18 protein-coding genes are annotated in these 13,773 nt (G+C 40.6%); 9 read left to right on the forward strand and 9 right to left on the reverse strand.

Going from position 1 to position 13,773, the window contains the following annotated elements:
- Positions 1-2: 2 nt before the first annotated feature.
- A complete protein-coding gene (gene liaF, locus NR125_RS13240; protein WP_256815466.1) occupies positions 3-827 on the reverse strand; it encodes a cell wall-active antibiotics response protein LiaF in 825 nt (274 codons plus the stop codon).
- Positions 828-1,076: 249 nt separating this feature from the next.
- Between liaF and NR125_RS13245 the strand changes: the two genes are divergently transcribed.
- Positions 1,077-2,483 (forward strand): hypothetical protein, encoded by a 1,407-nt coding sequence (locus NR125_RS13245; protein ID WP_256815467.1) that lies wholly within the window; start codon positions 1,077-1,079, stop codon positions 2,481-2,483.
- A 38-nt stretch (positions 2,484-2,521) separates the two neighbouring features.
- Here NR125_RS13245 and NR125_RS13250 read toward each other — a convergent pair whose 3' ends face one another.
- Positions 2,522-3,184, reverse strand: coding sequence for a phosphatase PAP2 family protein (locus NR125_RS13250; RefSeq protein ID WP_009331420.1), 663 nt, complete (start codon positions 3,182-3,184; stop codon positions 2,522-2,524).
- 149 nt (positions 3,185-3,333) lie between these two features.
- Here NR125_RS13250 and NR125_RS13255 point away from each other — a divergent pair, with 149 nt between their 5' ends.
- Positions 3,334-4,542: a M20 family metallopeptidase gene (locus NR125_RS13255; protein ID WP_256815468.1), complete on the forward strand. Its 1,209-nt coding sequence runs from the start codon at positions 3,334-3,336 to the stop codon at positions 4,540-4,542.
- Positions 4,543-4,632: 90 nt separating this feature from the next.
- Here NR125_RS13255 and NR125_RS13260 read toward each other — a convergent pair whose 3' ends face one another.
- From NR125_RS13260 to NR125_RS13275, 4 genes are all read right to left on the reverse strand, one after another.
- Entirely contained in the window at positions 4,633-4,911 is a 279-nt protein-coding gene (locus tag NR125_RS13260; protein ID WP_256815469.1) for a hypothetical protein, read from the reverse strand.
- A 37-nt stretch (positions 4,912-4,948) separates the two neighbouring features.
- Positions 4,949-5,674 carry an EcsC family protein gene (locus NR125_RS13265; protein WP_009331422.1) on the reverse strand — a complete coding sequence of 242 codons (726 nt, stop codon included), beginning with the start codon at positions 5,672-5,674 and terminating at the stop codon, positions 4,949-4,951.
- Between the two features lie 63 nt (positions 5,675-5,737).
- Entirely contained in the window at positions 5,738-6,958 is a 1,221-nt protein-coding gene (locus tag NR125_RS13270; RefSeq protein ID WP_019381426.1) for an ABC transporter permease, read from the reverse strand.
- A complete protein-coding gene (locus NR125_RS13275) occupies positions 6,951-7,691 on the reverse strand; it encodes an ABC transporter ATP-binding protein (RefSeq protein WP_009331424.1) in 741 nt (246 codons plus the stop codon). Before NR125_RS13275 ends, NR125_RS13270 begins: the two co-directional genes overlap by 8 nt.
- A 648-nt stretch (positions 7,692-8,339) precedes the next feature.
- Here NR125_RS13275 and NR125_RS13280 point away from each other — a divergent pair.
- The 3 genes from NR125_RS13280 to NR125_RS13290 all read left to right on the forward strand — a co-directional run bounded on the left by NR125_RS13280 (position 8,340) and on the right by NR125_RS13290 (position 10,672).
- Positions 8,340-8,759, forward strand: a complete 420-nt coding sequence (locus NR125_RS13280; protein WP_009331425.1) for an HIT family protein — start codon at positions 8,340-8,342, stop codon at positions 8,757-8,759.
- Positions 8,760-8,933: 174 nt separating this feature from the next.
- On the forward strand, positions 8,934-10,016 hold the full coding sequence (gene serC, locus NR125_RS13285; RefSeq protein WP_256815470.1) for a 3-phosphoserine/phosphohydroxythreonine transaminase: 1,083 nt from the start codon (positions 8,934-8,936) through the stop codon (positions 10,014-10,016).
- A 128-nt stretch (positions 10,017-10,144) separates the two neighbouring features.
- Entirely contained in the window at positions 10,145-10,672 is a 528-nt protein-coding gene (locus NR125_RS13290; RefSeq protein ID WP_009331427.1) for a tryptophan transporter, read from the forward strand.
- A gap of 42 nt (positions 10,673-10,714) precedes the next feature.
- Here NR125_RS13290 and yhzF read toward each other — a convergent pair whose 3' ends face one another.
- Complete coding sequence (yhzF, locus tag NR125_RS13295; RefSeq protein WP_009331428.1) at positions 10,715-10,906, reverse strand: membrane protein YhzF; 192 nt, start codon at positions 10,904-10,906, stop codon at positions 10,715-10,717.
- A gap of 189 nt (positions 10,907-11,095) precedes the next feature.
- Here yhzF and NR125_RS13300 point away from each other — a divergent pair, with 189 nt between their 5' ends.
- From NR125_RS13300 to NR125_RS13315, 4 genes are all read left to right on the forward strand, one after another.
- Positions 11,096-11,452 (forward strand): YtxH domain-containing protein, encoded by a 357-nt coding sequence (locus NR125_RS13300; protein WP_009331429.1) that lies wholly within the window; start codon positions 11,096-11,098, stop codon positions 11,450-11,452.
- A 288-nt stretch (positions 11,453-11,740) separates the two neighbouring features.
- The gene (locus NR125_RS13305) at positions 11,741-12,316 is read left to right on the forward strand and encodes an HTH-type transcriptional regulator Hpr (protein ID WP_009331430.1); all 576 of its coding nucleotides are present in this window, start codon (positions 11,741-11,743) and stop codon (positions 12,314-12,316) included.
- Between the two features lie 230 nt (positions 12,317-12,546).
- Positions 12,547-13,095: a DUF3267 domain-containing protein gene (locus NR125_RS13310; RefSeq protein ID WP_009331431.1), complete on the forward strand. Its 549-nt coding sequence runs from the start codon at positions 12,547-12,549 to the stop codon at positions 13,093-13,095.
- Between the two features lie 156 nt (positions 13,096-13,251).
- On the forward strand, positions 13,252-13,431 hold the full coding sequence (locus NR125_RS13315; RefSeq protein ID WP_009331432.1) for a hypothetical protein: 180 nt from the start codon (positions 13,252-13,254) through the stop codon (positions 13,429-13,431).
- Positions 13,432-13,518: 87 nt separating this feature from the next.
- Here NR125_RS13315 and NR125_RS13320 read toward each other — a convergent pair whose 3' ends face one another.
- Together NR125_RS13320 and NR125_RS13325 are read right to left on the reverse strand one after the other, a co-directional pair.
- On the reverse strand, positions 13,519-13,611 hold the full coding sequence (locus NR125_RS13320) for a YjcZ family sporulation protein (RefSeq protein WP_019381425.1): 93 nt from the start codon (positions 13,609-13,611) through the stop codon (positions 13,519-13,521).
- Between the two features lie 65 nt (positions 13,612-13,676).
- Positions 13,677-13,760 carry a YjcZ family sporulation protein gene (locus tag NR125_RS13325; protein ID WP_019381424.1) on the reverse strand — a complete coding sequence of 28 codons (84 nt, stop codon included), beginning with the start codon at positions 13,758-13,760 and terminating at the stop codon, positions 13,677-13,679.
- Positions 13,761-13,773: the final 13 nt, after the last annotated feature.

Raw genomic sequence — 13,773 nt, forward strand, 5'->3', positions numbered from 1 at the left:
CCCTATACTTTATCGATCCGGATGGATCCAATTTTTACTTGTACAGCGATTCTCAGCTTTCTTGATGCTTCATCGTAACCGGGCGACTTATATTGAAGACTGCGGTTAATGTCACCTGTCTTTTGATCAAAAATGCGAATGTCCCCTATATTAATATTTGACTGGATCATCACGGGAATGTTTTCAGGAATGATCATTTTTACATCCCCAATCCACCCTCTTACAATGACAGGTGTCTCTTTCTCCGGGATGAAGGCCTTGCTGAAATCAATAAAATAATCACCGATCATTGTATATAAATCCATTGGCTCCAGAGACCAATTTGGCTGTTTAAAATCCACATCGCCAATCGAAAAACCTCCTATATTTTTAAGCGGCTGCGGGCTTTCGTATTTTGATATATTAATAACCTTCTTCTCCGCTGCACCCTTGTTTTTTTCATATATATCCGCTGGGAAATCCTGTTCAAAATGAATCTTCAAACGATCTCGTTTCAATAAAATATTAATGCCGAAAAAAATAAGGAACAGGGGCCAAAGTTTCCATATTTCCATAAACCTAAATTCAGTTACTTCAAAACGATCAAGGATTAATAGAAAAGAAAATACTATTAGAAATAACCCGGGAAACATTCCGCTCCGGCTTTTCTTCAACATGTATGACAGCAGGTAATGGAGTCCTGCAGCCAATAAAATAAAGGGGTAAATTACGACAAATACCTCTTTTATTTCCAAGGAAATGACACCTATGTTCATAAGGAGAAGCAAAACTCCAACTGCTGATAAAGTTACCGCGAAGATGATCTGATTAACTGACCTGTATCTCATAGGCGTTCCCTTCCTTCTTTTCTCCTATTCTTGTATTCGCTAAAATAGAAACCTTTTCCTTCAATATATTCATTTTATCACTCAGCTGTTTTACCGAAACATTCCGCAGAGTGGTTCAGCCTCCGCCTCCGGACGGATGCAATTCATATCACCATTTATTTCTTCCCATCATATTCTGTACTACATTCCAAATCGGGTGATTCGCCTAAATCGGCGCTTCTCTATGGAATTATGAAAGGGGGAAAATAGATGGGAGTTGAACTTACAGCCATCCATTGGATTTATGTTCTTTTTATTCTGTTAATTATTGGTTTCATGATTATGAGGAGAGATACAACCCTTGTCTGTATTGCAGGCATCTTTTTAATTGCCATAACGGCTACCGGCTCCTTAAGCAGTTCAGTCAGCAGTATTTTTACCAGTTTTATTTTTGCCATTACAGAACTCCTTTCCACCATACTGGTCATTTCGATAATTGTCGCCATGAGCCGGACACTGACCATAACTGGAATCAATGATGTCATGATCTCTCCTTTTACCAAATTAATCAGGACACCAGCGCTCGCCTATTGGACTATTGGGATTTTGATGATGGTCATCTCATGGTTTTTTTGGCCATCTCCTGCAGTTGCATTAATGGGAGCAGTACTTCTCCCAGTAGCCATCCGGGTTGGATTGCCTGCTTTGGGCGTGGCAATGGCCATGAACCTATTCGGACACGGTATTGCATTATCCGGGGATTTTATAATCCAGGCTGCACCGAAGTTAACTGCCGATGCAGCCGGGCTTCCTGTCGGGGAAGTCATATCAGCCAGTATTCCGCTTGTTATTATTATGGGAGCAGTGACAACTATTACAGCTTTTTATCTTATAAAGAGAGAGATGAAAAGCGGAAAGCTGAATGCAGCAACAGGACTCACCGTGGATACCCCTGCCGAACTTCAGTCTGACGCCAGTCAACAACATTTGCTATCACTTAATCAAAGGCGTTTTTTTGCCCTATTCATTCCTGTCTTATTTGCTGCTGATGTTGCTGCCATGTTTGCACTCGACCTCCAGGGCGGTGACGCAACAGCTTTAGTAGGCGGGACATCGATTTTCATCCTTCTGATGATTTCGCTATCTGCACATCGGAATAAAGGCCTTGAAAAAACAACTGGCTATTTAGTTGAAGGCTTCCAGTTTGGTTTTAGGGTTTTTGGCCCTGTAATTCCAATTGCAGCTTTCTTTTATCTGGGGGACGCTGGATTTACTCAAATGATAGGAGACTTTCTGCCAAAAGACTCTCATGGAATCGTTAATGATCTTGGAGTTGGCCTGGCATCCGCTGTACCTTTAAGCAAAGAAGTAGGGGCCATTACATTAACAGTGGTTGGCGCCATTACAGGCCTGGACGGATCTGGTTTTTCCGGCATATCACTTGCCGGCTCGATTGCAAGCCTGTTCGCGGCAGCCATAGGCACAGGCGCGGCAACCCTAACAGCTTTAGGCCAGGTAGCCGGAATCTGGGTAGGCGGAGGTACGCTTGTTCCTTGGGCCCTCATCCCTGCAGCAGCCATCTGTAATGTAGACGCTTTTGAACTGGCACGCAGGAATTTGCTTCCGGTGACAATTGGTTTAATTGTGACAACTATTGCAGCCATGTTTCTCATTTAAAAAGCAGTAAAGAGACTATCTGCGATAGTCTCTTTACTTTATGCCGAGTCTCTCTGGTGTGAATTTCTTCTGAACATTGACTTTAGTGCTGCGTAAAGTGAAATCGTAATAAATACCCAAATATATCCTGCTGCAAATCCCGCTGCAATATCTGACGGATAATGTACACCCATCACAATCCGGCTGATTCCCATTAGAAAAATCCATATGCCAGCTAATATCGCCGTGATCCATTTTGCAGACTTGGACTTTAATTCGTCAATGATAAAATAGGCCATAACCGCATAGAGGATCATCCCAATCATTGCATGTCCGCTCGGAAAGCTGAGACTCGCCACATCAACCAGATGTTCCTGATCAGGGCGCGGCCTGCCAATAGCCTCTTTAAGCCACTTATTTACTTCATTTCCCGCTGCAACAGCAAAAACAACTGATGCCATCGCTTCATAATTCCTATATTTAAACAAAAGTAACAATAAGAATGCCAATGTGATAATTCCAACACCGGCTTTATCTCCCAAAGTGTCCATAGCTTCAAAAAATGGATGGGTATTTTCTGAAAACAAACCTGTAAAAAATTTCGAAAAATAACGATCAAATTCCAGTGATGCTCCGATATTAACAGAAGCCAAAAAATAGAGAAAAACTGCCGCAGATACAGCCAGGAAAAAGTATGCCCATTTAGATTTATGCGTTTCCAATCTTACTAATACCTCCCATTTAGCATTTTAATTTATAGTATCATCTCTGATTCATTTGTATTATGTTAAGTTTTAAAAAAGATTTCCCCCTTTAACCTATTAAAGAATGTTATAATAATGAAAAAATTATAAAGATAGGAGAGGAAATCATGTCCGAAACGTTATTTAAAAAACTGGAAAGCTATTACGATGAAATGGTCTCCATCCGCCGCTATCTTCACCAGAACCCTGAAGTATCCTTTAAGGAAGAAAAGACGGCTCACTATATCAAAACCTATTATGAAAATCTGGGGATTGAAGTCCAGGGGCATATAGGAGGTAATGGGGTTGTTGCTAAGATCTATGGCAGCAAACCAGGAAAAACCATCGCTTTAAGAGCCGACTTTGATGCACTGCCTATCCAAGATGAAAAGGATGTCCCATATAAATCATTGGTACCAGGTGTTATGCATGCTTGCGGACATGATGGACACACAGCAACCTTGCTTGTGCTGGCAAAGGCACTCAATGAACTTCGCGATGAACTAGAAGGTACATATGTCATGATTCACCAGCACGCCGAGGAATATGCCCCAGGCGGCGCGAAATCGATGATCGAAGATGGCTGCCTTGAGGGAGTCGACGCCATTTTTGGAACTCACCTATGGGCATCCGAACCAACAGGGAAAATTCAATATCGAGTCGGTCCATTTATGGCGGCAGCAGACAGGTTTGAAGTTTCCATCCAAGGAAAAGGCGGACATGGAGCACAGCCTCACAAAACAAAGGATGCTATTGTAACTGCGGCTCAGCTGGTCGTGAATCTTCAGCAAATCGTCAGCAGAAAAGTAAATCCCATTGATTCTGCAGTAGTAACAGTTGGATCATTCGTAGCTGATAATGCATTTAATGTAATTGCCGATAGAGCAAAATTGATCGGGACCGTCCGTACATTTAACGAGGACGTCCGCACCAATATCGAAGAGGAAATCGAGCGCATTGTTAAAGGAACATGCTACACAGCAGACAGCTCCTATGATTATCAGTTCCATAGAGGCTATCCTGCTGTTATTAATCATAAAACAGAAACCGAATTCCTGGCTGAACTTGCAGGGAAGATTGATGAAGTCAAGTGGGTAGAAGAAACAGAGCCGGATATGGGCGGGGAAGATTTCGCCTACTATCTCCAGCAGGTTAAAGGCACCTTCTTCTTTACAGGTGCAAGACCGGAAAACACAGATGAAAATTACTCGCACCATCATCCAAAGTTTGATATCGATGAAAAAGCCATGCTGATCGCAGCCAAAACATTGGGATCAGCAGCTTTAAACTATCATAGCTTTCATGAAAGCAAGGATTCTGTCGAGGTAGGATCGTAAGAGGTAATATAGATTGGGCCAGGCGACTGGCCCATTTCTTTTGTGGTGTGGACCTTTTTATCAGCGGATTTTATGTTTGGAGCTATTGTCTCAATCAATTTCACATTTAGCGCATACCGGAATATTTTCAGCGCTTTCCTCAACCGGCTTGGCGCAATTCCTTCGTTTCAGCGCAATTAACTGTTTTTGGTCTCTCTTCTCCTCTTTTGACGCATACCTGAATCTCTTCGGCGCAATCCCCGGCCGGGCTAGGCGCAATTCCTTCGTTTCAGCGCAATTAACTGTTTTTTTGGCGCTTTCCTCTCCTCTTTTGACGCATACCCGAATCTCTTCGGTACAATCCCTGGCCAAATTGCGCAATAAACTCACTCGCCCCCATCTAAAATTGCCAAAAAAAACCCCAAGCCTAATCAGGTCTCGGGGCAGTCTTTAATATCCTCAGACGATAAGCATTTTTAGCGGTTTCTCCTAAATGGTCAAGCAAATTATAGTTCGCATATGCTCCAACAGCAGCACCTATACCGGGCACCAGCTGGAGCATCTTAACGAAGTCGATATAATCACGGTATTCCTGCTGAAATACCTTCCAGTCCATGTCTGCCAGAGCTTCCTTACGGTCATCCCATTCTTCAATCAGCTTCAGTGTTTCTTTCCTTTTGTCATCGCTGGAAAATGCGAGCTGAAAGACGTGCAGGAGAAACAGGCGCTCCTCATAATCATTTGTATCAAACCCATATACGGCGGCAGCTTCAAAAAGAAATTTCATCTTTATGCTCAGCAGTAAAGGAAAATCTGCCAGGCCAAGGAGAATTCCTCCTGCTCCAGTCCCGGCCCCTTCGACCGCAGCTGTTTTGCGGTAGGTCGAAACCTTCTCTTCAAGCATGTGATCCATTACTTCAAGGCCACGGCTGGCGGAATGTTTTTTTCTGGTGGTTGCATTTGATCCAATCAGGGTTGCCTTTACCATATTCTTTATGCTGTCTGTAATAATTTGATGAGCTTTTTCGGGTATTATACTATTTACCTTTGTTTGAGCTTTTTTCGAAAGGCGGTTCAGCATACTTGAACGCTTATTTATTCGTCTCTTCCACTCTTCAATTTCGTGATACGCTTTTAATTCATACTCCCTCATTTTCATACCTGCCTTCATTCAGGATGACTATATATACGTATGCCAGTCAGCAATGGTTTCATTTTATGCCCGGCTGCCCGCCAGCCGTTTCTGAATATAGAAATGGGTATATACATATGCAAATAAAATCCCTAATGCCAAAGACAGCAGTGATCCCATCCATCCGCCATTGGCCAGGACAGCCAGCGATAAGAGGAGTGCCTGAACATATAGGATGCCAGTAAGCAGCTGTTTAAAGGACTTCTCCTTTATGTCCCCTTTAACCGGGTATAAATTCACCCACAGCTTATCCTGGTGATGATTCCATAAAGGCAGGAGCTGAAAGCCTGTTAAGTACATGAAGAGCGGTACAAGCAGTATTTGTCCCATTCCATACGAGATTAAATAAATCGCTCCAGCACCAATAAATGTTAAACGAATGAATATACCGAAGTAATCACCAGAACGGAGAAACGTTCTAACAAAAAGGTTTTTAAAAGTCGCATCCTGTTTGAAAGGAATGCCTGATATCAGCCAATCAAGCCATTTCCGCCTTTTTACGCGATCTTTCAGTTTTGGAACATCTGTAAACATATTGGCAAGCCTATAGAAAGACGTCATTCTCCTCTCTTCCTGGTCAATCAAAATCTCCCATTTTAATCCTTTATCCCTGGATTTCATGCTGAAGAACAAGTACAGCAGAATCAGCAGCACGCCTGCAGCCAGCATAAAAATGGGGGAAGCACCGCTAAAAAGGAAATATAGAAACACAGCGTTTACTGCATAGCGGACACATGCATCCAGGATATGCACGCTAGTTTCAATGTAATATTGTATCTTCCAGCGGATCAGCAAATTGATAATTTTTAACGACAGCAGGATAAGCAGAAAAGGTAAAAACGTATTAAAACTGCCATCATTCACTCTGGCATACAAGGGCATAAAAATCCCCAGCCCCATTACCAGGATGTATGCATGCACCAAAAAACTGACTGCCAGCGAGCGTCTAAAATAACTTGAGAGCCTATCTTCAAGCGGCAGAAGAAAAATTTTGTCTGCCTCAGAAAAAAATGTATAAATCGGGCTGTATGTAACCAGAAGGGCTAAAATAATTGCCATTACCGCTGCAGCAGGAAAATGACTGGGAAGTGTCTTTATCCACTCCTGATAATAAAAAGCGGCAGTACCCAGAAGGAACACCATGACAATGACAATATGGCCATTAAAAATATAACGGAGATAGCGGGAAAGCTCTTTGACTGTCCTCCCGAATCTCTCCTTCCATAACTGTTTTTCATCAAACATAATCTTCTTCCTTTGTGAGCTGGATATATAAATCATCAAGGGTTGCTCCCGGCATAGCAAATTGCTGCTGCAGCTCTGCTAAAGTTCCCTTCGCCCTCACTTTTCCTTCATGCAAAATCACAAAACGATCACAATATCTTTCAGCAGTTGCCAGTATATGGGTGGACATAAGGATGCCTGAACCGCTTTCTTTCATTTTTTTCATCAAATCAAGAAGTGATTGAATGCCCAGCGGGTCAAGACCTACAAACGGTTCATCAACAATGTATAATGAAGGCTGCACCAGAAAGGCGCACATAATCATTACCTTTTGTTTCATCCCTTTAGAAAAATGGGCAGGAAACCACTTAAGTCTTTTTTCCATTCTGAATTCCTTTAGGAGTGTCGCCACTCTTGATTTATAGTCTGCTTCAGGCAGGCCGTATGCCATGGCTGTTAAACGCAAATGTTCTTCCAGTGTTAATTCATCATACAAAATCGGCGTTTCCGGAACAAAGGTGAATTGCTTGCGATACCCTTCCTTATCCTTAAGGAACTGCGTGCCATTGATCGTTATTTCGCCTTCCTTTGGTTCCATTAAACCAATTACATGTTTGATGGTCGTACTTTTTCCGGCTCCGTTAAGACCAATCAGGCCGACAATTTCTTTTTCTGCCACATCAAAGGAGACATCCTTCAAAACCGGGTTTCTTGTATAGCCGCCGGTAACGTTTTTAATTTCGAGCAGCGCCATTTTCAACGTCCTTCCTACTATATATGTAAGACCATTGTAAAAAAAGCCAAAGGATATTGTCCAGTTTGGGGATAATCCCTGCATATAAATCCCGAATCCGGACATTCTAATCTATGAAGGGGAAACAAATCATTTGAACAACATTCAGATGATCAAAACTTGAAATGAGGTGTCTGTCGCAGACAGTTTCCTTTCAGTATAAGCTTCAAACGTTCCTAATTAGGGGATGGTTGCATTGCACATGAAACCTGATGATCTTAAACACTTGGTCGCTTAATCAAAAGTGGTCACTAAGTCATTTTATAAATGAGGTGTTTGTTAAAGACTATCATCCATGCTTTATACGCCCGTGAATGCATATAAAGATAATAAGGGGATGGTCCGATTGAACAAAGATCGATTTTCTCTAGATATGAACACAATTCATTCATAAATGAGGTGTTTGTTAAAGAGAATTTACCTGAAGTAGAAACGTTCCAATAGAAGCTTCCCCTTCACCGAAGGCAGGATTCCAAGCGGATCCTGCCTTTTATTTTATTAATAGGACAATGCAATCATCCCTTCTCCGCAATAATATGTTTCACTTTTTTGTTTTTTGGCGGATATGGTAGAATTGTGTAAAAGTATATTTGGTTAGGAGCTGACATAATGAACGATTGTATTTTCTGTAAAATAATCAATGGCGAGATTCCTTCGGCCAAAGTTTTCGAAAACGAGCATGTGATGGCATTTCTGGACATAAGCCAGGTTACTAAAGGGCATACACTTGTTATCCCGAAAGTACATAAAGAAAATTTATATGAAATGGATGCGGAAACAGCCCGCAGCTATTTCGAATCTGTTCCGGAAATTGCAAGAGCCATCAAGGCTGAATTTGATCCAATTGGTTTGAATTTAATTAATAACAATGGTGAACATGCCGGGCAGACCGTTTTCCACTTTCACTCCCACCTTATTCCCCGTTATGGAGAAGGAGATGGCTTAGGAGTTGTGTGGAAATCACACCAATCGGAATATTCAGCCTCAGATCTTAAGGAGATCTCTGAAGCCATAGCAAAACACCTGTAACTCTCGCATCCTCCTGTTTTTGCAGGGGGAATTTTTTTACCTCCTTCATCCCCTAATTTTCAAAATGTTCATTTTTTTCTCTGTACAAATCAGTAAATTTTGTTAACATATTAAATATCTTTATTTCTTTACAGCGTTATAGTGAATTGATTTTATATTTTTGGAGGGAGAAAAATGTACCGAGCTCTAAATTTTAATGCAGGTCCCGCGGCCCTGCCGGAAGAGGTATTAAAAGAAGCGGAAAAGAATTTACTGAACTTCAGCAATACCGGAATGGGCATAATGGAACTAAGCCATAGAAGCAAAGAGTATCAGGCAGTACATGATCAGGCAATAACACTTTTGAGAAAACTGCTGGCCATTCCGGATGATTATGAAGTGCTATTTATCCAGGGAGGTGCAAGTCTCCAGTTTTCTATGGTTCCGATGAACCTGCTGGGAAAAGATCAAGAAGCCCATTATATCCTCAGCGGCTCCTGGTCGGAGAAAGCTTTAAAAGAAGCAGATAAAATTGGCAAAACCGTTATTTCTGCCTCCAGCAAGGATCAAAAATACCGCTTCATCCCAGCATACAATCAAAATGACATTCCTGATAATGCTGCCTATCTTCATATTACCAGCAACAATACAATTTACGGCACACAATGGAAAACATTTCCTTCAAATAAAAAAACACCACTTGTAGCTGATATGTCCAGCGATATTTTAAGCCGTCCATTGGGAGTGGAGCAATTTGATTTGATCTATGCAGGCGCCCAGAAAAATCTCGGCCCTTCCGGTGTAACAGTTGTCATTATCCGCAAAGAACTATTACAAAGATCATCAGAAAATCTCCCTGCAATGCTGAATTATAATACGTTTGCCAATAATAACTCTTTATATAACACACCTCCCACTCTGGCTATTTATTTGCTTTCCCTGGTGCTTGAATGGGCGGATAAGAAAGGCGGCCTTCAGCAGATTGAAAAGGCCAATGAAAAGAAGGCGAAAATGCTTTATGATGTAATAGATGAAAGCGAAGGCTTTTACATAGGGCATGCTCATAAAGACACCAGATCCCTTATGAATGTCACTTTTAATCTTCAAAATGAGGACCTCTCCAGGGAATTTCTGCACCAGGCAAAAGAAGCAGGGTTTGTTGGGCTCGGAGGACACCGTTCTATAGGCGGCTGCCGCGCTTCCATTTATAATGCTGTGCCAGAACAGCATGTTGAAAAACTGGCCGCATTTATGAAAGCCTTTAAGAATAATAGTTAAAAATATAACACCTTTTCATCCCGGGGTTATGTGTTATAATTAGTTAAAGTTTTTCGCTGCAGGCAAAGAGTGCACTGCAGGAGAGACGAACAGAGCTTAGTCAGAGAATAGCAGAGGAGAGATGAGAAATGAATACAAAAAATTTAGTGGCCTTATCCCTATTGGTCGGGATGGGCGCAGTGCTTCATGCAGTGGTTCCAGGGTTCTTTCTTGGGATGAAACCGGACATGATGCTTACCATGATGTTTTTGGGCATAATCCTTTTTCCAGACAGCAAAAGCGTTTTGCTTTTAGGTTTGGTTACAGGCCTGATATCCGGACTTACCACAACTTTTCCTGGAGGATTAATCCCGAATATTATTGATAAGCCTGTTACTGCATTCACCTTTTTTGTTTTGTTCCTGAGTTTAAAGAAATTCCGCAAGAATATTATCAGTGCAGCTGTCTTAACAGCAGCAGGAACAATTGTATCCGGAATTGTGTTTTTAACTTCCGCATACCTGATTGTCGGACTGCCAGGGCCATTCACGGCACTATTTGCAGCAGTTGTACTGCCCGCAGCTGCAGTTAACACGGCTGCAATGGTTATCCTATATCCAGTAGCACAATCAATTGCTAACAGAACAAAGCTGACTCAGCAGACGATCAGCCAGTAATAGACAAAGCCCGCAAAATAAAGCGGGCTTTTTATATTTATATTATTGGAAACTTCCTACAATCATTCCCAGCAGGAACAACAGTGCACCGCCTGCCGCTAAAGCAGCTGCCCTTTTTTTTAGAACATACTTCGGAGGATAGACTCCGGGTTTCTTTATAGAAAGAAAAAAATGAATACCTCCTAAAAACAGAACCACACTCAATGCAAAAATTCCAGCCGCCGCTCCGGACAACCTCTCTCCCCCTTTCGCTTTATACCCCTCTACTGAATTGTATGCCTGTATACCGGGAGCTATGAGGATGTGGTTTACCCTTCTAATTTTTGTGATATAGATAAGAAACGGGAACTTTTCATTTTCCGCTTTAGAAAAATGAGTAATGTAGTAAAATAGACATATATACAGGATTTTGAGGTGATGGTTATGAAAGCCAAATCGTTATTGCTTGGACTATTAGCTGGCGGCGCTGCAGCCGGCATATCAACCCTATTGACTGCACCTGCTTCAGGAAGGGATACAAGACAGCAGTTAAAAAATACTACAAACACCCTGAAGGAGCAGCTGATCGAATTAAAATCCGAATTGCTCGCCATAAAGGATTCAGCATCATTTGCTTCGAAGGAAGGAAAAACCGCATTTAAGGAATTCTCAAACGACATCAAATATTCCATCAGCAATTGGAAAAACGAAATCCTTCCACATCAGCACAGACTGCAAAGAGAATTGCAGGAAATTGAAGCGGCCATCCATGAACTTGAAACAAATTTAAATAATAAGTGAATAAAAAAATCCTTCTTTTTTCTTAAGTAAAAAAGAAGGATTTTTTTATTTTTGACCGAAAACCAATATATTATGAAAATGCTTCAAATTTTTATAAAGCTTTGAACAAGCTCTCATCCCTTGTCCTTAAGCCTTTTATAGAAATATCCAATTATATTTCTAAAAATTTTGTAAATTTATATCTTTATTAATTTTTGTTTTATTGGCATAATGATACTATAAAAAGAAAATGAACTTCTGGCTGTTTGACCAGAAATAATTAATCTTACAAAGTAGGTGAATTTTTGAATGTCGGATAAACCAATTTCTATGAAGGAAGCAATGATCTTCAGCCAGCGAGTGGCACAGCTGAGTAAAGCCCTGTGGAAGTCTATAGAAAAAGATTGGCAGCAATGGATAAAACCCTACGATTTAAATATTAATGAACACCATATTTTATGGATTGCCTATCATTTAAACGGAGCATCGATTTCCGATGTTGCCAAGTTTGGCGTAATGCATGTTTCTACTGCATTCAATTTCTCCAAAAAGCTTGAAGAACGAGGCTTTCTTCAGTTTTCTAAAAAAGAAAGCGATAAAAGAAATACCTATATTAAATTGACTGATGACGGCGAAAAGGTGTTACTAAGTCTTATGGAAACCTATTCACCTGAGAAAAATGCCGTGTTCTCAGGTGCGATGCCATTAAGGGATTTGTATGGGAAATTTCCAGATATCATTGAGATTATGGCGATCGTCCGCAATATATACGGTGACGATTTCATGGAGATTTTTGAAAAGTCTTTTGCTAACCTTGAAAATCAATTTGATGAAGATGAGGGTAAATTAAAGAAAAAAACATCAGCTGAAAAGGAACTTGTTTAAATAGATAAAGTTCCTTCTATCCATATGTAAGCCCTTACAAAGCGAATACATACTATTCGCTTTGTATTTATGAATTCAGTTGCTCATAGTTTCACATTAGTTTTATTATATAAAAAATGTTTTTCGACAAAATGTGTTAGCTTTCCCTATTGATTTTTTTATTTATTCATCGTAAAGTATCTTAAGTAAGTTTGAAAGATTACTATTTTACTCCTTCTGGAGGTATTTTTATGATGAATTGCTGGAAGACGATTAACTTCACGAAGCAATATGGATCGCAAAGGCTTTTTATACTGTCTTCCTTAACCATGCTGGCTACTTTCATATTTACATATGTTCCTGCAACGTATGTATTTGTACCGGGCTCCTTTTACGATAATTATTTTATTTTCTTTGCAGCCGGCTTATGGCTGTTGTATCCTGTGCATAAGCTGCTTCACTATCTGCCTATTGCACACCTTGGAAGTATCGTTAAAAAACAGCTGAAAATTAAATATGGCTTTATGCCAATTCTATATATTCGAATAACGGAGCCTATTTCAAAACGGCTATTCCTGACTGCCACTTTGGCCCCTATGTTTATCATAAACAGCATGCTCCTGGCTGCTTGCTTTATTTTTCCGCATTATGTTCATTATTTAATAATTCTGTTTGCTTTCCATGCAGGCTTATCTTTTTCTGACATTGTGTGCGCCAAAAATGTGCTGACTGCTCCAAATCAATCTTATGTTGAAGAAAATGAAGATGGGTTTGAGATATTGCTTCATTCGAACCAGTAGCATAAACATAAATCCCGGGTATCCTGACAAAGGATACCTTTTACTTACCGGACAGGCAATCTTTAATACTATCTTTTTTTTGTGAACTTTGTTATTGTAAATAACAGACAAAACATGTAAAAGCAATAATATGACTGCCCAAGGAGGGAATCTTGGATGATCTCCATCTTTATTATTTTTGCCGTTTTTATTTTATTTTATATCAACAAGATGACAAATTCGCTTTGTCTCCAAAAAGAGATTCCTGAGGAACGGCAGCCCAAAGTATTCAGAACCATTAACATTCTTATTACCATATTGCTAATCTCTTCTTTTGTAGAAATCTTGTATGCTTAGGATATCCTGAGAGCTCTTAAACATGAGCAAAAGCGGCGGAAATTTTCCGCCGCTTTTTTATATACATTAATTGTAAACATCAAAAGCTTAGCAAAAACAAGCAGCTCCAATGATGATTAACAAAATGAACAGCACGACAACTAACGCAAAACCTCCGCCACATCCATGTCCTCCAGACATATGGTTGCCTCCTCTCAAATTCCGGCACAGGGCCCTCTTTGACTAGACCCTATGCCCATCTTAGATTACAGCCACGCGCATCCTACAATGATTAATAAAATAAACAATACAACGATTAGCGCGAAACCTCCGCCGTATCCAGCACCCATGGATAACACCTCC

Origin of the sequence: Cytobacillus sp. Bac17 (genome assembly GCF_024519925.1) — a bacterium.
GTDB lineage: Bacteria > Bacillota > Bacilli > Bacillales > Cytobacillaceae > Cytobacillus > Cytobacillus pseudoceanisediminis.